This window comes from uncultured Arcobacter sp., assembly GCF_937982575.1.
GTDB lineage: Bacteria > Campylobacterota > Campylobacteria > Campylobacterales > Arcobacteraceae > Arcobacter.
On record NZ_CALJLR010000004.1, the window covers coordinates 217,772 to 240,522 of the forward strand.

20 protein-coding genes and 1 tRNA gene are annotated in these 22,751 nt (G+C 28.0%); 9 read left to right on the forward strand and 12 right to left on the reverse strand.

Features of this window, described 5'->3' with window-relative positions; translation table 11 throughout:
• Positions 1-7: 7 nt before the first annotated feature.
• The 5 genes from rlmB to Q0617_RS03190 all read right to left on the reverse strand — a co-directional run bounded on the left by rlmB (position 8) and on the right by Q0617_RS03190 (position 4,327).
• On the reverse strand, positions 8-700 hold the full coding sequence (rlmB, locus tag Q0617_RS03170; protein ID WP_298750404.1) for a 23S rRNA (guanosine(2251)-2'-O)-methyltransferase RlmB: 693 nt from the start codon (positions 698-700) through the stop codon (positions 8-10).
• An 89-nt stretch (positions 701-789) separates the two neighbouring features.
• Positions 790-1,605 (reverse strand): 16S rRNA (cytidine(1402)-2'-O)-methyltransferase, encoded by an 816-nt coding sequence (rsmI, locus tag Q0617_RS03175; RefSeq protein ID WP_298750407.1) that lies wholly within the window; start codon positions 1,603-1,605, stop codon positions 790-792.
• A 16-nt stretch (positions 1,606-1,621) separates the two neighbouring features.
• Positions 1,622-1,822, reverse strand: coding sequence for a 50S ribosomal protein L31 (rpmE, locus tag Q0617_RS03180; RefSeq protein WP_298750409.1), 201 nt, complete (start codon positions 1,820-1,822; stop codon positions 1,622-1,624).
• An 86-nt stretch (positions 1,823-1,908) separates the two neighbouring features.
• Positions 1,909-2,787 carry a tRNA (adenosine(37)-N6)-dimethylallyltransferase MiaA gene (miaA, locus tag Q0617_RS03185; protein WP_298750411.1) on the reverse strand — a complete coding sequence of 293 codons (879 nt, stop codon included), beginning with the start codon at positions 2,785-2,787 and terminating at the stop codon, positions 1,909-1,911.
• A gap of 13 nt (positions 2,788-2,800) precedes the next feature.
• Positions 2,801-4,327, reverse strand: coding sequence for a carbon-nitrogen hydrolase family protein (locus Q0617_RS03190; protein WP_298750413.1), 1,527 nt, complete (start codon positions 4,325-4,327; stop codon positions 2,801-2,803).
• Between the two features lie 112 nt (positions 4,328-4,439).
• Between Q0617_RS03190 and mqnP the strand changes: the two genes are divergently transcribed.
• The 4 genes from mqnP (at position 4,440) to Q0617_RS03210 (ending at position 6,838) form a co-directional block, all read left to right on the forward strand.
• Positions 4,440-5,303, forward strand: a complete 864-nt coding sequence (gene mqnP / locus Q0617_RS03195; protein ID WP_298750415.1) for a menaquinone biosynthesis prenyltransferase MqnP — start codon at positions 4,440-4,442, stop codon at positions 5,301-5,303.
• Positions 5,304-5,408: 105 nt separating this feature from the next.
• The gene (locus tag Q0617_RS03200; RefSeq protein ID WP_298750417.1) at positions 5,409-6,215 is read left to right on the forward strand and encodes a GGDEF domain-containing protein; all 807 of its coding nucleotides are present in this window, start codon (positions 5,409-5,411) and stop codon (positions 6,213-6,215) included.
• A gap of 55 nt (positions 6,216-6,270) precedes the next feature.
• A tRNA-Arg gene (locus Q0617_RS03205) sits at positions 6,271-6,347 on the forward strand.
• Between the two features lie 185 nt (positions 6,348-6,532).
• Complete coding sequence (locus tag Q0617_RS03210; RefSeq protein ID WP_298750419.1) at positions 6,533-6,838, forward strand: hypothetical protein; 306 nt, start codon at positions 6,533-6,535, stop codon at positions 6,836-6,838.
• Here the strand turns inward: Q0617_RS03210 and Q0617_RS03215 are convergent.
• The 3 genes from Q0617_RS03215 to Q0617_RS03220 all read right to left on the reverse strand — a co-directional run bounded on the left by Q0617_RS03215 (position 6,833) and on the right by Q0617_RS03220 (position 12,963).
• Positions 6,833-10,510, reverse strand: a complete 3,678-nt coding sequence (locus Q0617_RS03215; RefSeq protein ID WP_298750421.1) for a COR domain-containing protein — start codon at positions 10,508-10,510, stop codon at positions 6,833-6,835. The two genes, Q0617_RS03210 and Q0617_RS03215, sit on opposite strands and share 6 nt — an antisense overlap.
• A 36-nt stretch (positions 10,511-10,546) precedes the next feature.
• Positions 10,547-10,810, reverse strand: a complete 264-nt coding sequence (locus Q0617_RS15670) for a tyrosine-type recombinase/integrase (RefSeq protein WP_366517898.1) — start codon at positions 10,808-10,810, stop codon at positions 10,547-10,549.
• A gap of 194 nt (positions 10,811-11,004) precedes the next feature.
• On the reverse strand, positions 11,005-12,963 hold the full coding sequence (locus Q0617_RS03220; protein ID WP_298750423.1) for a GGDEF domain-containing phosphodiesterase: 1,959 nt from the start codon (positions 12,961-12,963) through the stop codon (positions 11,005-11,007).
• 368 nt (positions 12,964-13,331) lie between these two features.
• On the opposite strand from Q0617_RS03220, the gene Q0617_RS03225 reads away from it, so the two are divergent.
• On the forward strand, positions 13,332-13,457 hold the full coding sequence (locus Q0617_RS03225; RefSeq protein ID WP_298750426.1) for a hypothetical protein: 126 nt from the start codon (positions 13,332-13,334) through the stop codon (positions 13,455-13,457).
• On the opposite strand, the gene Q0617_RS03230 is transcribed toward Q0617_RS03225, so the two are convergent.
• The 4 genes from Q0617_RS03230 to Q0617_RS03245 form a co-directional block, all read right to left on the reverse strand.
• Positions 13,454-13,822: a hypothetical protein gene (locus Q0617_RS03230; protein ID WP_298750428.1), complete on the reverse strand. Its 369-nt coding sequence runs from the start codon at positions 13,820-13,822 to the stop codon at positions 13,454-13,456. The genes Q0617_RS03225 and Q0617_RS03230 overlap by 4 nt on opposite strands.
• A gap of 280 nt (positions 13,823-14,102) precedes the next feature.
• The gene (locus Q0617_RS03235; RefSeq protein ID WP_298750429.1) at positions 14,103-14,297 is read right to left on the reverse strand and encodes a hypothetical protein; all 195 of its coding nucleotides are present in this window, start codon (positions 14,295-14,297) and stop codon (positions 14,103-14,105) included.
• Between the two features lie 19 nt (positions 14,298-14,316).
• Complete coding sequence (locus Q0617_RS03240) at positions 14,317-16,575, reverse strand: PAS domain S-box protein (protein WP_298750430.1); 2,259 nt, start codon at positions 16,573-16,575, stop codon at positions 14,317-14,319.
• 1 nt (position 16,576) lies between these two features.
• Complete coding sequence (locus Q0617_RS03245; protein ID WP_298750431.1) at positions 16,577-17,551, reverse strand: substrate-binding domain-containing protein; 975 nt, start codon at positions 17,549-17,551, stop codon at positions 16,577-16,579.
• Between the two features lie 176 nt (positions 17,552-17,727).
• Between Q0617_RS03245 and Q0617_RS03250 the strand changes: the two genes are divergently transcribed.
• Genes Q0617_RS03250 through Q0617_RS03265 form a run of 4 tightly spaced genes read left to right on the forward strand, consistent with a single transcriptional unit; the run spans position 17,728 to position 22,750 of the window.
• The gene (locus Q0617_RS03250; RefSeq protein WP_298750432.1) at positions 17,728-18,513 is read left to right on the forward strand and encodes an HAD-IIB family hydrolase; all 786 of its coding nucleotides are present in this window, start codon (positions 17,728-17,730) and stop codon (positions 18,511-18,513) included.
• A complete protein-coding gene (locus Q0617_RS03255) occupies positions 18,506-19,819 on the forward strand; it encodes a DUF4147 domain-containing protein (RefSeq protein WP_298750434.1) in 1,314 nt (437 codons plus the stop codon). Before Q0617_RS03250 ends, Q0617_RS03255 begins: the two co-directional genes overlap by 8 nt.
• A complete protein-coding gene (locus Q0617_RS03260; RefSeq protein ID WP_298750437.1) occupies positions 19,812-21,023 on the forward strand; it encodes a glycosyl transferase in 1,212 nt (403 codons plus the stop codon). Before Q0617_RS03255 ends, Q0617_RS03260 begins: the two co-directional genes overlap by 8 nt.
• Positions 21,020-22,750: a sugar phosphorylase gene (locus Q0617_RS03265; RefSeq protein ID WP_298750439.1), complete on the forward strand. Its 1,731-nt coding sequence runs from the start codon at positions 21,020-21,022 to the stop codon at positions 22,748-22,750. Before Q0617_RS03260 ends, Q0617_RS03265 begins: the two co-directional genes overlap by 4 nt.
• The last annotated feature ends 1 nt before the right edge of the window (position 22,751 follow it).

Sequence of the window (22,751 nt, forward strand, 5' to 3'; positions counted from 1 at the left end):
TTCTCTTTTATTTCATTAAATTATATATTAAAATACCAGCTGCAACAGACACATTTAAAGAATCAAAATTGTTTTCCATACCTATTGAAACTTTTAAATCCAATTTACTAATAATCTTATTAGATAAACCTTCCCCTTCACTTCCTAGAAAAAGTGCAACTTTATCCTCTTTTGTGATGGTTCCATATTTTTTTAAATCTGTACCATTCATAGTTGCACCAATAAGTGCATAACCACACTGCTTTAACTCATTTGCAAGATCCAAAGAGTTTGGATACAAAGAAAATGGCATGTCTAGCATAGCACCAGAACTAGTTCGTATAACACCTGATTCATTCAGTGATTTTACTCCAGAAGCAACTATTCCATCAACACCTAGTGCGTAAGCAGTTCTTGTGATTGCTCCAATGTTACCCACATCTGTAAGACCATCAAGCACTACTATAAAATTGTTTTGTTTCATTTCGTTTATTGGAGTGTAATCGAACTCTTCTTTTAGTTTTAGAAAAAATCCTTGATGATTCCCACCTTTTGCCAAAGATTGGGCTTTTTTATTGTCAAGTCTGATTATTTTTTTACCAAGTTTTAAAAACTTTGAAAAAATCTTTTTATCTAATTCTTTAGAAAACATAACCTCTTCAATGATTGAAGGATGATTCTCTAAAACGTATAAAACTATTTGTTTGCCATATATTATCATAGGGGGATTCTATCCAAAATATGTTGATAATTATCTTTTGTATAAGTATATTTTTATTTAATAGTTATTCTAGTGTAAAATTGTGATGATTAATTTTTGTCTAAAAGTTTTTGATAGATATCTTTAATCTTTTCACCTGTTATTTTTGCAAGGAGTTTTGCTTTTACTTTTGGTGGTAAATCAAGCTCTTGAATGTCACTTAGTCCTAAGTTTTTACCAGAAGTCTTAATAGGTTCAATTATGACAACCCATTCACCTCTTATATTTGTGTCTTTAAGGTTTTTGTATAGATTTATTGAGCTATCTTTGAAAGTTGTTTGGTATTGTTTTGTTAACTCTTTTGCTAAAAAAACAGTTCTATTTTCATCAATATCTTTTAACTCTTCTAAAAGTTTTAAAAGTCTATGTGGAGATTCGTATAAAATTGGTAGAATCTCACTATTCATTACTTTTTGTAGTTTCTCTTTTCGATCAGTTCCCTTATGGGCTAAGAAACCAAAAAAAGTAAATTCAGTATGCTCAAATCCACTCATGGCAAAAGCTGTTAAAACTGCATTTGCTCCGGGAATCACATCATATTTTATATCATTTTGTATAGCAAACTCTACTAAGCTAGCTCCTGGGTCTGAAACACAAGGCATACCTGCATCACTTACGTATACAATATTTTTATCAAAATCATCTTTACTAAGAGTTTTTAAAACTTGTTGTTCATTATGTGAATGAAATGATTTAAAATCTGTACAAGGGAAAGTTAGGTTGTATTTTGAAGCAAAAAGTGTTAGAAGTTTTTTTGTGACTCGTGTATCTTCACAAAAAATTAGTTCCGCTTCCAATAGGGCATCAAGTGCACGCTTAGAGATATCTTCTAAGTTTCCTATTGGTGTTGGAACTAAAGTAAGCATAATAAGACTTGTGGTCTTATTTTTGTGCGTATTTAGCTTTGAATTTTTCTACTCTACCAGCAGCATCAACGATTTTTTGCTCACCTGTGAAGAATGGGTGACAAGCTGAACAAATATCAATTCTTAATGTTTCAACATTTGATCTAGTTTCAAAAGTGTTACCACAAGAACAAGTTATAGTACAAGCTTTATAGTCTGGGTGAATTTCTTTTCTCACTTTGTTTCCTTTTAATTATGTAATATGTAACAAAAGGTCGCGTCTCATTTGTCGCCCTTTATTAAATATTTAAAATAAGATTGGGATTATACTGTAAAATACTTAAGAATATCTGAATTTAAGTTCTCTATAATATTGGTTTCTTGGCTTTGATTAAATTGTGATTTATTAAAGGTAGTTTGTCTTTTAGCCAGTTTTGCTGTGTTTAGAGCTACCTTTTCTTCTAATTGTTCTTTTGTAAGTTTGCCATCAAGATATTCTAAGGTTTCAATAATGCCAATAGAACTCATGGCATTTGGCTTTCTTGTATATTTTTTTTCTAAAAACAAAACTTCATCAATAACCCCATCTTTTATCATCTGTTTTGTACGAAGTGCTATTCTTTTTTTAAGTTCTTCTTTTTCCCAATGGATTTCAAAAAGTTTAAGCTCAGGAGATATTGGTTTTTTGGGATTTTCTAAAAAATACTGAGTAGGAGTTAATCCACTCTTTCTATAGATAGAATAGGCTTTTTGTATTCTATACTTGTCATTTGAAGCGATTTTTTCCATATGTTTTTTATCTAACTCAAAAAGTAATTTATAAATCTTCTCGTGGGGCATATCAAGTTCTACATCTTCACCAACACCTTGGCTTATTCCTTCAATTAGAATCTTTAGGTAAAAGCCAGTACCACCTACGATGATAAGATTTTTATCATTTTTAGTGGCATATTTCTTAGCTTTTTTATAGCAATCTAGGAATTCAACCACATCAAACTTCTCATTTACAAAAACTTCATCTATACCAAAATGTATGATTCCCTCACGCTCTTTAAGTGTAGGTTTCGCTGAAGCTATATCTATCTCTTTATAAACTGAAAGTGAATCAAGAGATAATATTATAGAGTTTGTTTTGTGGGCTATATCTATTGATAAGCCCGTTTTACCAGAAGCTGTTGCCCCTATGATTGCTATTTCTTTCATAACCTTTGATTTCCTATACTCTTATAACATCATAAATATCTGTTCTTCTATCTTTTAGATTATTTACACTTCCTACACTATGTAGTTCTGTTAAAAGTTCTAAATCCACATCTGCTATTAGTATCATCTCTGTATTTGGCGTTGATTCTGCTTTTACACCATTTGCAGGGAAGGCAAAATCACAAGGTGTAAATACTGCTGATTGGGCATATTGGATATCCATGTTTTCAACCTTTGGTAAGTTTCCAACACATCCAGCTATTGCAACATAACATTCGTTTTCTATTGCTCTTGCTTGTGCACAAATTTTTACTCTTGAGTAACCATTTTGGGTATCCGTTAAAAATGGTACAAAAAGTATATCCATACCTTCTTTTGCAAGAAGTCTGCTTAGTTCTGGAAACTCACTATCATAGCAAATAAGAACTCCAATTTTCCCACAATCAGTATCAAAGGCTTTTATCTTATCTGAGCCTTTCAATCCCCAAACTTTTTGTTCATCTGGAGTTACGTGTATTTTGGCATATTTTTCAACTTCACCATTTCTCTTACATACAAAACCTACATTGTTTAGAGTTCCGTCAATAAGTTCTGGCATACTTCCTGATATAATATTTATATTATATGCAATAGCTAGTCTTGAGAAGTCTTCTTTAAATCTTTCAGTGTATTTTGCAAGTTCTCTTATGGCATCTGCTTCACTTAGGTGGTTAAACTCTGCCATTAAAGGTGCGTTAAAAAACTCTGGGAAAAGGGCAAAGTCACTTCTATATCCAGATACTGCATCTATAAAGTATTCAGCTTGTTCAATTACCTCTTCATAATTTTTATAAAGTCTCATTTGCCACTGTATTAGTCCTAGTCTTATGACTTTTTTCTGTGCCATTGGTTTAACTGTTGGTTTTGCATAATATATATTATTCCACGCAAGTAAACAAGCATAGTCTTTGCTGTATATGTCACCTTCAAGATAGTTTTTTATAACTCTTTTTACATAAAAGTCGTTTGATAGTTGAAAGTTAAGTACGGGATCATATATTTCCCGCTCTTTTACTTTTTGTATATACTCTTTTGGTGTTATTTCATCTGCATATTTAGAATAATTTGGAATTCTACCACCAAAAATTATTCCTTGTAAATTAAGTTCTTCACAAAGCTCTTTTCTAAAGTCATACAATCTTCGGCCAAGTCTTAGCCCTCGAAATTTCTTATTGATAAAAACATCTACCCCATAAAGCATATTTCCATTATCATCATGGGTATCAAAAGTATAGTTACCTGTGATTTCTTTGTAAGTGTGCGTATCGTCAAACTTTGTATAGTCAACGATAATACTAAGTGCGAAACCTGCAAACTCACCATCAATTTTTATAGCTACTTGACCATTTGGAAACTTTTCAATTAAAGAGTCATACTCTTCTTTACTCCAAGCTGATTCATCAAGATGTCTATATTCATCTTCCATTAAAGTGCAAATACTATTGTGATTTTCTTTTTTTAAATAGACTAATTCAATTTTATCTATATGTTTTATATCCATAATTATTCCTATGATTTGTATAAAAAGATTATATTATATTATTTGATTGTTACTCATAAAACAATTAAACGTAAAATATCTTTCAAATAAATTATTTGATAAAATGCGCCACATGAATAATATATTGAAAAAACTTAATGATTTTAACGAACTAGTAATGTTTAAACACTCTATTTTCTCTCTGCCTTTTATCTTTATAGCAATGGTTGTAGCAGCCAATGGCTGGTTTGGGTGGAACTTACTTTTTCTAGGTGTTTTAGCAGCACTAACTGCTAGAAATTTTGCTATGGGATTTAATAGATATTTGGATAGAGATATTGATGCTTTGAATCCAAGAACAGCAAATAGACCAAATGTTGATGGAAGATTATCTGCTAACTCAATTTTATCATTTACTTTACTTAATGCTGCTGGATTTATAATAGTTGCATTTTTAGTAAATAAATTAGCTTTGGTTTTATCAATTCCTATTTTGATAGTGATTGGTTCATACTCATATTTTAAAAGATTTTCATATTTGGCCCATCTTATTTTAGGTGTCTCTTTAGGTCTAGCTCCTATTGCTGGAGTAGTTGCTGTTAGCCAAACGATTACTTTATGGTCAGTCTTTTTAAGTCTTGGAGTAATGTTTTGGGTTGCAGGATTTGATTTACTTTATTCGCTTCAAGATATAGATGTAGATAAAAAACTAGGACTTCACTCTGTTCCAAGTAAATTTGGGGCTAAAAAAACAATGCTTTTTTCAAAGATAGCACATAGTTTTACAGTACTGTTTTGGCTACTTTTTGTTATTAACTCGGAAGGTACATTATTTGCATATTTAGCTGTTATTGTAAGTGCTTTGATGTTAAGTTATGAACACTACTTAGTAAATAAAGATTTTAGAAAAATAGACAAAGCTTTTTTTACAGTAAACGGATACTTAGGGATTATATTTTTTATCTTAATAATAATAGATGTAGCCTTTGTTAAGTAATTCTTTACAAATAGCATAGAAAAAAAATATAGTTGAGATTTAGATTTATTTTTTAATAATAAACTATTATAATCAATATGATTATTTTTTTAATTTAGGAGTATTATGGAAAATAAATTAAAAGAAGTGACGTACTTAACGTTAAAAAACTTGAAAAAACATAATATTGTTCTACCTGAAACTTATTTAAAAACATTTCAAGATATCGCAAAAGAACTTCATGTTGATATAAAATATGAAGATTTAGCTCTAAAGAGTTTTGAAAAAGATGCTAAACATGTAGAGAATATTGTTAAAAAAACTAACGAAAGCCTGACTAATTTAAATAAATCTACTTCTGAGGCTAGAAAAGCAATTGAAAATAAAGATGATAACTCCTTAAAAAAAATAAATGCTGATTTAGAGAGAATGCAAAAACAAATAGACTTTTTACAAAAGGAACTATTTGCTGACCCTTTAACAAGTGCGTATAATAGAAAATGGTTTTCAGATTATTATCTTAAAAATGATAAATTTCAAAATGATGGACATATAGTTTTTATAGACATAAATAACTTTAAAAGAGTAAATGATACTTATGGACATGTAATTGGTGATCAAGTCTTAAAATACATGGTGAAGTTTTTAGAAAAAGAGTTAGCACATCCAAATATTGATATAGTAAGATTTGCAGGAGATGAGTTTATTATTTTATTTAATAATAAAAAAACTTCAAAAACAGTTGATGCAAATAAATGTATGCAGGAACTTCAAGATAAACTTTCAAAAAGAAGATTAAAAACAGAAAAAATCAAAGAGTTTGGTTTTACTTTTTCGTATGGAATCACAGCTTTTAAAAAAGAACAAGAAGTCGAGCCAGTCTTAGAATTGGTCGATAGTTTGATGTACAAAAATAAAGAGGCTAATAGATAAATTTATAAAACATTTATAAGCTTATATGTGATACTATTCCCATCTACTTTTAAACGCGTCTGTGGCTCAACTGGATAGAGCACTGGGTTTCGGCCCCGGCGGTTACAGGTTCGACTCCTGTCAGGCGTACCATCTTAAAGCTCGATTTATTCAATCATTGGATTGTTTAGGTCGGGCTTTTTTTATATTTTAGTGATACTAACTCCCACTTATTTCCCACTAAAAAAGATTTATGATTATACTATATTAAATAATCTATTATGCATATCAAACTTATAAAATATTTTCGCTGGCGAAAATTTCAATATAGAAGGAATATGTTTATTTACTATATATTAGGAAATACATATATTTATAAAGAAGAAATCAAGAAGTTAAAACTTACAAATAAAGGCTTTAAAAAATGGTGGAAATACAATAAAGACTTTAAGTCTTGGGAACTTGAAGTATCAAATGTATTTAATACTAAAAAGTTTGAAGATAGTGTGCGAGCTTTTTGTAAAGAGTATACGTTAGAACTGAAGAGGTTAGAGAATCCAAGAGGAGTAACGAAGTCTAGTAAGGACTTTTATACTCCAGAGGTTTTTTTTGAGTATTTTCATGGAGAAAATAGTATGTTATAGATGTTTTATATGAATTCTCATTAATGTATCATTTATTTTGTTATATAACGATTCTAAGTTAATTTCTGCAATACCTAAATTGGCTTTCAATGTTAATATTTTTTCTTCAATTGTTTTTTTCTCAATTTTTTCAACTTTTTCATTAAGTTTTAAGAGTTCTTGAAGAACAGTTTGAATTAATAAAAATTCTTCTTCTTCTTTTGAGCGAACACTTCCTAATAATTCTCTAATATCATATTCTTTACAAATACTATTATTAGCAGATTCAGGTGTGAATTTTAGTCTTCCTGCTTTTTCTAATTGTTTTAGGTAAAGGTAAGAAATAGGTTTAGGCTCAGTATTTTTTTCTTCAATTTTTAAAAGCATATTAGGTGCTTCAATAGTATCAAAAAAAGGTTTGTGTATTTTTTCAATTGTATTTCTTATTATTGCTAAGTACTCTTTCTTATCATCTCCTGAAACTTTTACATGGAGCGTTTTTCTCTCTTTATCTGCTTTTATCTCTGCTTTACAATTAAATATTTTACTTTCTAATAAAACACCTTGTTTCCAAACAATATCATTTAAAATATCTTCATTTAAATTAACAATTATTTGAGGCATTATAGATGCTGGCATAAAAACATATTGATAAATTATATAAATGTAATCATTTAATGGTGCATAATCATGATAGTCACCGGATAATAGATCTGGCAGGAGCATTTTGTTGTCAATCATAAATCCTAATTTAAAGACTTTAAATAATGTAATAATAAATTTACCTTCTAAACGGTTATAGGTATAGTTCTCTAGTTCAGGATATTTTTTAAACTCTTTAAAGTCATTAAAGTTTAAAATATCAAGGATGTTCGATTCATTTAATTCTCCCTTATTCAGTTTAATCGTAGGAGAATTAATAATTTTATATGCGGCGTCTAATACCCATTTTGGTTTGAGAATATAATAATTTTCTAAAATTAGATCACCTTCAAAATGTAACATTATCCCTAATTCATGCAATAAAGATATTAACTCTTTTCTATGACTTTGGGGAATATTATATTTTGTACAAAGGTTATCGAACATATTATATTCTTGATGATTTTCTTTTGAGCCTAAAAGAGTGTCTTTTATTTTAACCCATTTTGTTGGAATTGGTGTTCCCAATGACAAATGTTCGTTATTGGAGGTATGTATAAAGTTAAAGAGTTCTTTTTCTAATTTTTTTGTGCCTTGTTCATTTTCTTTAAGACAGTTTAATTCAATAAAATTTACTATTGAAGGATATTGCTTATGTAAGTCTTTTTGGCTTATATCAAAAACATTAGAGTCTTCTTTTTTATTTAATGCTACAAATATAGGAGAATCACCTCCAAAACTTTTAATCATATCAAGCCAATATTTAGGTTTTTCATCTTTTCTTCCATCTAAGACCAAAACATATACACATCTTTTTGATAGAAAAAATTGGTGTGTAGAATGCATTATATCCTGTCCACCAAAATCCCAAAAATAGATAGTTTTATCTTTATCTATTTTTTGATTAATTCGTATTCCATGTGTTTTTGGTTCATCAATATTAAAAATATTTTTTGTAATTCTATTAATAATTGAAGTTTTACCAGCTGAACCTTCTCCAATAAATATAATTTTTACTTCTTTAAGCTCTTCACTACCTTCTTCAAGAGCTTCAATGTAAGTATGTAGTGTATCACCACCTTTTTCAATAAATTCTAGTGGAGGGAAAATAATAGGATTATTGAAAACAAAAATACCCTCATCTTGTTCTGTAACCTCTTCTTTTAATTTAATTTTATTAAATAATGTAGAAGGTATTTCTTTCAATTTATTATTATTTAAATCTATAACATTAATATAATCTATATTATCTGGAATAAAGCTAATATAGTTATGTTCTAAATCTAAAGCTCTTAAATTTTTTAACAATACAATGTCTCTTGATATTTCAGTAAGATGATTAAAGCCTAGAAATATACTTTTTAAAGAAGTCACCTTTAGCAATTCTTCTGGAAATTTAATAAATTCATTATGCCTTAATTCTATAAGAGCTAATTTTTTTAGAGATTTGATTTCTGATGAAATTGCATCAATTTGATTATTGTTTGCATATAAGTATTGTAGTTTTGTGAGGTATTCAATTTCTTTGGGTATTTCCGCAAGCTTATTTTCAGAAATATTTAAAAAGGATAAATTGGGAAGTTGCCCTTTCTCAATATTAAAAGTAGTAAGTTGATTTTTAGAAATTTCTAATCTATCTAGTTGTTCGAATTGAAATATTTCACTAGGGAAGATAGTGAATTGATTTTCATTAATTTCTAAAGTGGTTAATTTTTTTAGATTTGTAAGTTCAGGTATTAATTCTCTTAATTCATTGTTGTTTAATTGTAATGTATTGAGCATACTAATTTTAGATATTTCTTGAGGAAGATTAGATAATTTATTAGAATTAATAGTTAAAATTCTAAGTTTATGCAAATATCTAATTTCAGCAGGAAGACTAACTATATTATTGTTAGAAAGATCTAACATATTTAATTCTGAAAGGTTTCCAATTTCAGCAGGTAAAGTACTTAAATTATTGTGTGAAATATCTAAACTGTCCAATTTTTCAAGGTTCCCAGTCTCTGATACTAAATTGGTTAAGTTATTGTTTGATATGTAAAAAGATTCTAAATTCAAAAGGTTTCCAATTTCAATTGGCAAACTAGATAGTTTATTATTACTGATAAAAAAAGATTTTAAATTTAAAAGATTTCCAATTTCAGTTGGCAAATGAGATAGTTTATTATTACTTAGATATAAATATTGTAAATTTAAAAGGTTTCCAATTTCAGTTGGTAAATTAGATATATTATTGTTATCAAAATTTAGAAAAGTTAACTTTTCTAAATTTCCAATTTCAGTGGGTAGAATTGATATATTATTGTTAGAAATCTCTAATCTATTTAAATTCTTAAAATGTGAAATAATAGATGGGAATTTTGTTATTGCATTACTAGAAATATGTAAGGTGTTTAAATTTAAATGATTTTTAATTTCAACGGGGAAGCTAGATAAATTATTGTTAGAAATGTCTAAAAAATTTAAATTTAAAAGATTTTCAATTTCAACGGGGAAGCTAGATAAATTATTATTAGAGATGTCTAAGAAATTTAAGTTTGAAAGGTTTTTAATTTCCTTAGGCAGGGTAGTGATGTTATTGTGAGAGATAGTTAAATTATTTAAATTTTTTAGGCTTAAAATATTATCATTAAGTTTTACTGAATTAGAATATGTAATTGATAAAGTTGTCAATTTAGTTAAATTTTCTATTTCAGGAGGGAAGTCTGAAAATTCACATTTTTCGAGCGCTAATGAGTTTAAATTAGGAATTTCAGTAATTTCTAATGGAAATTCTTTTAAATATTCGCAATTTATATCTAGTAGTTCTAAATTTTTTAAGTTTTTAATTCCTTTAGGTATGGATGTACCTAGATATAGACTTTCTAATGTATCTATAAGAGTAATATAATCTAGTATATTTTGTTCTTGCATATTTATTAAATTTAAACCAATAATATCTTTTTTATCATCTAAACAATAACTATTGCTTTTATATCCTAACTGTTTATAAGTAGTTACTTCTGTTGCAATTTCAAATAGATTTGATTTTAAAATATTGATATCCATTTCATTCCTTTACTAAGATATTAGCTAAATAAGATTTTAATTATTATTATATAAGTTATTAATAGCTTCTCTTCCACTATCAGGAGATAATTTAGCATATCTCAATGTCATATTTATATCCCTATGATTCATCAGTTTTTGAATAGTATAAATTGGAGTACCTTTTATTGCAAGATTACTTGCAAAACTATGTCTAAAAGTATGTATTACAACTCTATTCTTTGAGTCTTTAACATCTAAACCATCATTAAATAAATCATCTAGGATTGGTTTTAATCGCTTTTGAGTTTGGCTTGTTATTGATTTACATACTCATTTGTTTTAAATGATTGATTAGTACCCATCTTGGTTGTAATAAAATCTTTATACATACTATTATTCTATACATCCCTAAAATAGGGATTTCCAAAGTTTCTTAAAGTTGATTGTGCTAAAACTGTGCCAAAATATGTTTTAACTTTTATAATAATTAAAAAATGTATATTTGTTAAAGATTAATCTAACAGTGGTGCTGGCATACCGAAATAATACCCTTGTGCATAGTCGACACCAATTTCATGTACTTTATTGTAGACAGCTTCTGAGTGAATAAACTCTGCTACAGTTTGAATATTCATTTTTTTAGCAAAATCAATAATAGTCTCTGTAACCATTTGTGAATCTCTATTTGTATCAATATCTTTTATCATCGAAGCATCAATTTTAATATAATCAACTTTTAGTTTCATAAGATATTCAAAATTAGAGTAGCCTGTACCAAAATCATCAATAGAGATTTTAGCCCCAAATGTTTTTACCTCTTTAATAAACTCTAATACCTCTTCAAAATTCTCAATACCATCTGATTCAATGATTTCGAATATGATTCTATCACCTAGTTGATACTCTTCTAATTTTTTTAAAATGGCTGCGTGGACGGTTTCATTTAATATATCTGATACTGAAAGATTAATTGAAACCTTTTCTTCTCTATTTTTAAATTTCTCAAATGTTTTATCTAACATAATTAAGGTTAGTTGAGGATAAAGTTTATTTTTCTTTGCTAACTCTAAAAAGAAAAAAGGTGAGATGTATTTCCCATCATCATCAAGTATTCTCATAAGAGATTCATATTTTATGATTTTTTTAGTATGAATATCAACAATTGGTTGATAAAGTGGTACTACTTTGTCATTTTTGATTGCATTTTTAATTCTTTTTGCCCATTTGAGATTTTGGTCATACTCATGCTCAATATTCATAAAAGAGTCATATACCAAATATTTTTTCTTGGTTCTTTTTGCTAATTTTAGGGCAATATCTGAATTTGTCAAAAGAGAAGTACTTCCATACGCAATTCCAAAGGTAGCATTGATAAAAATTTCAGAACCATCAATATAAAAAGTTTCATTTTCAATTATATTTGTTAAATGAATGGCGATACTTTTAATCTCTTCTATATCAACATCTGCCTCATAATAAAGAGCATATTCATCGGCGTGTAGTTTAAAAAGCTTTGATTCTGGTGATTTACTTCTCTCTAAAAGTTGTGCGGTTTCTTTTAAAATCTCATTCCCAAGAGCATCACCATATAAATCATTAATCTCTTGAAACTTATCAATATTTATTATCATCAGTACTGCATTTTTAGTTGTTGTAATAGTTTCAATAAGACGTTTACGATTTGGTAAACCAGTTAATGTATCATTATAAAATTGGTATTCTATAGAATCAAGCATTTTATTAAATACTACTTGCATGGAATGTAGCTCTTCCACATCATTTTCTAAATCAATTCGTTTAGTAATATCTTTCTCTTTTGAGATTGCAAGTATATTGCTAATGAGTTTATTGATAGGTTTTACTAAGTATTTATCAAATTCAAAAAATAAAGCAACAAAAATTGCCAATGAAAAAATAAGGACAAATATAATAAAAAAGTTGATGATTGAAGAGAGCGAGATTTTAAGTTCATCAATTGGATAACTAATGGCTATGACACCTAAAACTTCTCCTGTAGTAGCATTTGTATGGCATTTCTTACACTCTTGTGTTGCAATAATTGGATAATAATAATCAATTTTTGAATCATTTCCTAGATTAAGTATTTCATCTTTTTGAAAAGCTTTTTTCACATAAAAGTTCTCTTTTCTCACCTTTACATCTCTTGGTATATCTCCAAACATTTCAGCAACTGTTTCACCACGATAGATATTAACAACCATATTTTTTTCTATGGAGTTAATTCTTTTGATAATATCATTTAAATCTTCTTTAGTCCAGCCTCTTGCCATGGCTGAATAAAAACTCTCAAATATTAATTTTGTGGTTTTTTTTGCTTCAATTTTTGATAATGATTCAATCGCATCTTTTTTCATGATTTGAGCATAAAAAAAAGCAATGGCTAGTGAAATAGTGAGGGTCATAATGATTATTCTTAATATTAGTCGTGTATAGGTTGTCTTGTTTTGCATATAAATCCATAGTTTTGTTAGTTATTTAATTAATAATCTATAAGTATATATAAAATTAGCTTCAAAGTATGATTTTTAACATCTTATGAGTTTATTTTAAAACTTATAGATAACTTTTTTATTTATACTTTTTGTTAAAGTTTTGTTCATGTTAGTTTGTTAAAGTTCTCTTCTAAATTTGAATGTATTATTAGAAAGGAAAATGAGTTGAATGACTAACTACTCATATTTCCTCTTCTTACTTACTTTAAACGTACAATTATTATCTCTCGTATATATATTATTTCATTTTGTAATATTTTTTATAGTAGTTTTCTATTTTAGATAATATTTTATTATAAGAAACTTTGTAGAAAAAAGGGGTTAAAATGATAAATATATTTACTAGCACAATATTAATTGTAGCTATTTTAGGAATATACACTTATATAAAAGTTAAAATTGAACAAAGAAAAAAGATACCTTTTAATATTAGATATGAAAAAAGGGATTAGCCTGCCTGTCTTACTTTCTCTTTGCCAAAAGGTATGTATCCATCTATAATTCTTGAATAACTATCATTTCTACAATTAGGACATTCAATATGGTAGGTTGATTCATCTTTTTCACACATTACACAAGGATTTTTTGAAGAGAGTGAATCATTTAAATCTATTTTTTCAACAGCATGTATATTTGCTATAAAAGCAACATTGAAAGAGGGATCATGTTGTAAGATATTTAGTGTTTCTTGGGAAGTATTTGGATTTCTTGCTACTGCTCTTCTTACTTTATAATCAAAAGAGTTTGAAAGCTCATCTAATTCACGGACATCATTACTTCTTTTTGCTTTAATTATATTCTCAACACACTTTTCCATGGATATCTCCTAATGTAGTTTAAAATTCTTGTAGTAACAATATTATAATGACAAATCAGAAAAAAATTAATAACTTTTAAAGTAACTTTAATTGAGTTTTTCATTATATTTAACAGTGATAAAAGTAGTTGACATAATAACATAATTAATTTAATTATGCAAAGGAATAGTTATTTATTTTTATTTTGAAGTTTTTGGGTTAGAAAAGCTAAAGCAATTATAACTATAGAAACAATTATAAATCCAATTAATTCACTTTGTAAATCTGACATTTAAAATCCTAATCTTTAGTAAAATATACAACAAAATAACCCAATGCCATCTCTGCAAAACTTACTAATGCCCACATTGGTGTATAAAAAAATCCAGAAACTATGGATATACAAAGAATAATAAAAAAAGATTTTTTAGGCTCTTTTATAACTTTTGCTATTATAAAACCAACAATAGCAAATATAATTAGGTAGGTCAACATTGTATACTCTCTTGTTTTATTATATTAGGCAGGCATCTTTAAAAGTAATTTGAAAGTATGCTCCTGTGTGTGTTTTATCATTATATTCGTATGTACTATTAAATACTTCAATTGTGGCATTATGATGTTCTGCTATTATTTGATACGCCATTGAAAGACCAATTCCTGTTCCTATGCTTTTGTGTTTTGTGGTAAAGTAAGGTTCAAAAATTTTATGGATAATATCATCTTTTATTCCACCTGCACTATCTTTTATAATCAAAAATAACTCATCTTTTATAAATTGTGTTTCAACAAAAATTAATTTGTCTTTATCAACTGTTTTTTCTTTTAGAGCATCTTTTGCATTATTTAGGATATTTATAAAAGCTTGAATAAGCTGGTTTTCAAAGCCATCGATATAAATATCATCTTTTAAATTAACAATTAAATTAATATGATTATTACTTATTGATGGCTTTATAATAGATAAAGACTTTTCTATTGTATTAACTAATGAAATTCTTTCTTTATCATTATTCTCTTTTATGAAATTTCTAAAGTCATCTATTGTATTAGATAGATATTTTGTTTGTGATATGATTTTTTCCATATTTGAAGATACATCTACATTATCTGTTATATTTAGTTCATTTTTTACTAATATTCCACTTGCAATTGTTGAAATCATACTTAATGGCTGTCTCCATTGATGAGCAATATTTCCTATCATTTCTCCCATAGAAGCTAACTTTGATTGTGACTCTAAGGCTTTTCTTTGGGATATATCTTGTGCAATACCAAGATATCCATATGTTTCATCATTTTTATTTTTTAAGGCTGTAATATTTAATAAAACAGGAATGTGTTCACCTTTTTTTGAAATATATGTCCATTCATTTTCATTTTTTAAGCCTAGTTTTGTCTTTTCAACAAATACTTCAAACCCTTTTTGAATCTTTTTGTTTAGTTCTTTTGAAAGATATTCTGCTTTTAAAATAATTTCAGATTTTAAATGAAAGATTTCTGGGGTATGGATATTTATTACCTCTTTTGCTTCATATCCTAAAAGTTTTTCTGCTTCTTTATTAAACTGTTGAATAATTCCATTTTTATCTGTACTTATCATCAAATATCCAGAGTTATCAAAAATTGTTGTTTGTAACTCTAGTGCTTTATAAAGGCTAGCTTCATTTACCTTCTCATTTGTTACATCATAAAACCAACCAATAATTGCTTTCTCACCATCAAAGTCAATATTCATATATGAAGCTAATGCCCATGTTTGTTTATTTTCAATATTAAGTTCAATCATTATATTGTAAATACGATCACCATTTTCTAGAGTTTTTATAATATGTTCGTAAGTATCTTTATTTACATAATAATCTTTTGGGTTTTTTCCACTAATTGTTCCCTCTTTAAGATGCAATAATTTTGAATATGCCTTATTTGCAAAAATTACGTATTCTCCTCTATTTTTTGCAATTCTTACAGCTATTGGACTTAATTCCAAAAGATATTCAAGTCTGTGTTCATTTTTTTCTAAATTATCTCTTGAGGTCTTTATTGACTTAATCATTGTGTTTATACTATTTGTTAGTGCGGAAACTTCTTTACTACTAGAGTCAGGTATTAAAGTATTTGGAATCCCTGTTCCATCACCATCATTAATTGTATTTATAATATTTGAAATAGGATTTAAAATATAATACCTAATACTTATATAAAGAAATAGAGTTAAGAAAATAGATAATAAAATTGTATTAAACAGTGTATCACTTACTATTTTTTTTAGCTCTTTTTCAATCTCATTGTTTGTAATATAGATAGAAAGTGTTCCTAAAATTTCATTAGAAGAGTTTGTGATATTAACACTTTTTGTAAAAAAAGCATTTTCTAAGAGTTTATTTTGATTTTTATCTTTAATATTATAATCAAGAATATTTACTTCTGAATTTTTTATTTTACCTGTAATGTAGACATCTTTACCTAGGATTTTACCCATGGCATAATCTTTTACAATAATCGCAAATATATCTTTACTTTGGAGTTCATTGATTATAAGTTTTTCATATTCATTTATTGAATAAGAGATAATTAGGTTTGTAATATTACTTTTCAATGAAAGGATAGCTTCATTTGAATTATCTTTAATCTCATCTATAATTCTATTTTTTATATGGTAATAATTATATGCAGCGTTTATAGTTAAAATAGATGTAACGGAAATAGTTATTATTAGGGCAAGAGTTAAAAATAGAGATAGTTTATATTTTTTTGTTTGGGTATTTTTCATATTACTTTTCAATACCAAGTACATTTAATTTTATAATAGGAAGTTTTTCTTCTATATTTTTTGCTGAGATAATAAGTATAGGTAGTTGTAAATCTTTTTTAACACTTATACCATTTATATGATTATCTAGTTGTACTAATGCTGTCTCTCCCATCAAATGAGGTTGTTGCATACCTGAAGCAATAATTACTCCTTTTGGAATAAGATTTAAAAACTCTGGTTCTGCATCAAAAGTAACCAATAAAATTTTATCTTTTTTTTCGGATTCATTTATAGCTTTTAATGCACCTTTATAAATATGAGATGTCTGAAGCCATATGGCGTGAAGATTAGGAAACTTATCTATCATCTCTTTTGTGTATTTATATGTTTTTTCATTTGTCATGGATTCAAACTGTTTTAAATCTGCATTTACTATATTTGATTCATCTAGTGCTTTTATAAAGCCAATAGTTCTCTCTTGTCCGTTTAATCTTTTTTGAGGTATTGCTATAATTCCAACTTTTCCATTTGAAAAGCCTTTTTCAATCATCTTATTTGTTAGAAGTTTTCCTATTTTGTAAGCACCATTTTTATTATTAGAAGATACATAAGAGACATATTCTCCCCCATCTGTACCAACATCAGAAATTACAACAGGAATGTTTGCTTCATTTGCAAGCTTCAAAATAGTAACACAAGCAGATGAATTTGTAGGAGATACAATTATTCCTATGACTTTTTCTTTTATGGCTTTTACTGTATTTTCTAACTCTTTTTTAGCACTATTTTGTGTGTCAAGTATTTCAAAGTCATAGCCCAATAAAGTAGCTCTTTTTTCTATTCCTTTTGCCATAATATTCCAAAATGGAATATTTATATTAGGGACTATATATACAATCTTTTTTTTGGTAGGTTGATTTTGTACTAATTCATTTGCATTTGCATATAAAAAGAAGAAAGTCAAAAAAGCAAGTAAAAGTTTTGATATATTCATTTAGTATCCCACTTTAAAATAATTATTTAGTTTTTTATTTTATCATGTAAAAAGGTGGTTTTTTATTAAATAATAAAAAAAGAGAAAAAATAGTATATTTGAATGGATATATGAATGTATAAAAATTATACAGTTTACTTCTTAAATTGAAGAAAGGGTTAAGCTATACTAAAAAGATGTTACAAAAAGATAATAAAACGGAATATCTGATTTTTACAGACTTAGATGGAACACTATTAGATCATGAAACATATGATTTTAGTGAAGCTAATGATATGCTTAATTTTATAGATAAGCAAAAAATACCTCTAATTATTGTTACAAGTAAAACAAAAGATGAGGTTTTAGAACTTCAAAAAAAGCTAAATATATCTATGCCATTTATTATAGAAAATGGTGCAGGAATATTTATCCCTAAAAACAATGGTTTTGATCTTATTGCTTTAGGAAAAACTTACGAAACTACAATTACAACTTTTAAAAAGTATTCAAAAAACTTTCCCTTAAAAGGTTTCCATGAAATGAGTGATGCTGCGGTGTCATTATATACGGAACTTCCTATAGACAAAGCAAAACTTGCAAAAAGAAGAACATTTAGTGAACCTTTTATTTTAGAAGATGAGAGTAAATTAGAGGCTTTGAAAAAACTTGCAATTGCAGATGGCTTTGATGTGGTGAAAGGTGGTAGGTTTTATCACTTAATTACTTATGGACAAGATAAAGCAAAAGCAGTAAAATATATGAAGAGTTATTATGAAAACTTGTATAATAAAAGTTTTCAAACTATAGCTTTGGGTGATGGGGAAAATGATATAACCATGCTTGAAAGTGTAGATACTGCTATCTTGATAAAAAAATATGATGGTACTTTTACAAAATGTGGTATTAAAAATCTTATAAAATCAGAATATATAGGTCCAAAAGGTTGGAATGAGAGTTTAAAAAGGATTCTAAATGCTTAATAAAAAAGAGTTAGAAAATTGTTTTTTATCTATATTAGAAGAGATACATCCTAAAAAGCTTATAAAAAAACAGTGCAAATTTGAAGATGATAAATTTTATATAAATAGTGACTTTCTTGAAATTCCTAAAAATAAAAAAATACATATTTTAGGTTCAGGAAAAGCAGTTATTAGTATGGCTGAAGCTTTATATGAAATCATGGAAGAAAAAATACAAAAGGCCACTTTAGTAGGTGCCTATGAAAACAATTTAGAAAAAAACAATCTTACATATATAAAGAGTACTCATCCCCTACCAAGTCAAAAGAGTATAGAAGGGGCAAAGGCTTTGATAAAAGAGTTTGAATCTTTAGGGGAGGATGATTTTTTTATATATTTATTATCAGGAGGAAATTCAGCTTTAGTTGAACTGCCTATTGATGGAATAAGCCTTGAAGAGTTTCAAGAAACTACTCAGCAGATGCTTCAAAACTCCATGCCAATTGAGTCAATAAATTGTGTAAGAAAACATCTCTCAGCAGTAAAAGGTGGAAGATTGGCAACTTTTACAAAAGCAAAAGGAGTTGTTTTAACTCTAAGTGATGTTTTAGGTAATAATTTAGAGGCTATTGGTTCTGCTCCTCTTTATTTTGATAGTACTACTTTTCAAAATGCCCTTGATGATTTGAAAAAGTTTGATATTTTAGAAAGCTTACCTTCTAGTGTAAGAGGATATCTTGAAAATGCAGTTCAATCAAAAACTTTAGAAACACCTAAAAAAGAGTTCCCAAATATTAAACACTATTTAATAGGGTCAAATGATATTTTACTTAATAAAGCTAAAAATATTTTAGAAAAGAAAAATCTAAATCCTATAATAGTAGATGAAAAAATAGAAGATGATGTAGAAATTGTATGTGAAAATCTTTTGAACTTTTGTAAAGACAAAGAGGAAGGATGTTTTATTTACGGTGGAGAAGCAACTGTAAATGTAAAAGGCAAGGGAAAAGGTGGAAGAAATCAACACCTTGTGTTATCCTTTTTGAACTCTTATCCCAAAGATAAAGATATTATATTTTTAAGTGGAGCAAGTGATGGCATTGATGGTAATTCTGATGCTAGTGGTGCTATAATTGATAAAGATACAATAAAAAAAATGCAAGAGTTAGATTTAGATATAAAAACTTATATGGAAAACTTTGATTCAAATGGGTTTTTTGAGAAGTTAAATCAACTCTTAAAACCAGGACCTACACACAATAATATGTTAGATATTGTAATAATATATATAAATTCAAACAAAAACAAAGGAGATAAAAATGTCTGATTTCTTTCAAAATGGTGTAATAACTACCTTACAAAAATTGGGGGATAGAACACTAGAAGATATGGAAAAAGAGCTTGAAAAATATAGTGATAGAAGAAAAATGGTACTTCTGCTTCCTGCCCTTTATTCAGAGTTTGAGACTCCCGCCATGCACAAGATTATAGAAGAGTTAAAAAATGTAAAGTATCTGTATAAGATAATTTTAGGTTTAGATCAAGCTACAAAAGAGCAGTTTGAAGAGGTAAAAAAACTTATGTCAGTACTTACGTGTAAGGTTGACGTTTTATGGAATGATGGTCCAAAAATCAAAGAACTTTATGAGGACTTAACAAAAGAGGGGTTTCCCGGACTTGATACTCCTGGAAAAGGAAGAAATGTTTGGACAATGATGGGCTATGGTTTAGCAGATAAAGATGCTTACGCCTTTGCACTTCATGATTGTGATATTGTAAATTATAATAGAGAGATTCCAGCCCGTCTTTTTTTCCCAATAGTTCATCCCGCATTGGATTTTGAGTTCAACAAAGGGTTTTATTCAAGAGTTACAGATAAGCTTCATGGACGAGCTACTAGATTACTTTATACTCCTTTAATTAACTCCCTTAAAAAAGTTTATGGAGTAAATAGGTATTTAGATTATATGGAAAGTTTTAGATATGCATTATCAGGAGAGTTTTCATTTATAAGATCTCTTGGTCGAGGGATTGCTATTTCTCCAACTTGGGGATTAGAAGTTTCAACACTTAGTGAAGTTTATAAAAATACTTCAAATAAAAGAATTTGCCAAACAGAAATAATGGAAACATATGAACACAAACACCAAGAGCTAGGAAGTCAAAGTGAAGGTGGAGGTATTTATAAAATGGCAAATGATATTGCTAAAACTATTTTTAGAGTGATGGCTCAAGAGGGAGTTGTTTTCTCTTCTAGTTCATTTAAAACTCTACTTGCAAGATATTATCAAGAATCTAGATTTGAAATATCAAAATTCAATGCTTTGAGTAAATTAAATGCCTTAGAATATAATAGAGAAAAAGAGATACATGCTGTAAATGCTTTTGAGGATGCTATAAAAGAAGCAGCTGAAGAGTTTTATGATGATCCTATGGGTATACCATCTTTATCTCCTTGGATTACTGTTCGTTCAGTTATGCCAGATTTTTCAGCAAAGTTTGTTAAATATGTAAAAGAAGATAATCAATGAAACATATATCAGACCCCAGTCATACAATAAATAAAAGAATTCATCGTCTTTATCCTGAAGATATAGCTCAAAGAGCCGTAAATGATATTATTGATTTGATTTTTAAATATAAACAAAGAATTAAATCAAAAGAGTATCACTTAAGTCAAAAAGATATTGTACTTATCACTTATGGAGACCAAGTATCAAAATATCATGAACCATCTTTAGGTACTTTAAATAGTTTTATGGATAAGCATTTAAAGGGTGTTATAAACTCTATTCATATTTTGCCTTTTTATCCATACTCAAGTGATGATGGCTTTTCGGTAGTTAATTATAATGCTGTAGATCCACACATGGGTTCATGGAGAGAAATAGAATCAATAAGTTCAAGTTATAGACTTATGGTAGATGGCGTTATAAATCACATTTCACAGTTTTCTGATTGGTTTAAAGCCTACTTGGCAGGGGATCCGTATTTTCAAGATTTTTTTATTGATATTGACCCTTCTACTGATTTAAGTAAAGTAGTTCGTCCAAGGGCAACTCCGTTATTGAGTGAATATATTGATGATGATGGAAAAATAAGAAATATTTGGACAACTTTTAGTAAAGACCAAGTCGATTTAAACTACAAAAGTCATAGAGTTTTACGAAACGTTTTAGATGCGCTTTTTTATTATATAGAAAAAGGGGCAACTTTAATAAGACTTGATGCTATTGCATTTATTTGGAAAGAGATAGGTACTCCTTGTGCTCACCTTCCTCAAACCCATGAGTTAATACAACTTATGAGAGAAGTTCTACATGAAGTGGCTCCTGAAGTTATAATTATTACAGAAACAAATGTTCCCCACCATGAAAATATTTCATATTTTGGAAGTGGTGCTGATGAGGCACAAATGGTATATAATTTTGCTTTACCACCTTTATTGCTTCACTCAGTTTTACATGGAAATACAAAGAAGCTTACTGCTTGGGCTAAAACTTTAACCCTACCTAGTGATAAGGTTTGTTTTTTTAACTTCACAGCAAGTCATGATGGAATAGGTATGCGTCCAGTTAAAGGGCTTTTAGAAGATCATGAGATTGAATATTTGGTAAATTGTGTTAAAGAACATGGTGGATTGGTATCTTATAGGGCTGAAGAGGATGGAAGTCAAACTCCATATGAGTTAAACTGTTCTTATATAGATGCTCTAACAAATCCAAATGAAGACCAATATTTAAGAATAAAAAGAATGCTAGTAACTCAAGCTGCTGTTTTAGCTATGCCAGGAGTTCCTGGGATTTATTTTCATTCTCTTGTAGGTTCTAAAAATTATCATGAAGGGGTTAAACACTCTGGAATAAATAGAACAATAAATAGAGAAAAGTATAATATTGACTGGCTTGAAAATGAACTCTCTAGTCAAGGAACTGTGGCAAAAACAATGTTTGATTCATATAAAAGACTTATCTCAATAAGAATAAATGAAGAAGCATTTAACCCTTTTGGAGATTTTGAAATTTTAGATTTAGATGATAGGCTGTTTGTAATAGACCAGTCATGTTGTGGGCATGAGACTAGAATAATAGCATTACATAATTTTTCAAATGAAGAGGTTATTTGTAAGTTACCTGATAACATTTCTCTTCCTCTTTGTGATATACTATCTTCAAATTGTATGACAAATAATGGTCAAAATGCAGATGAACTCAAACTAGAACCTTACCAAATAATGTGGTTAAAAGGTAAAATTTAAA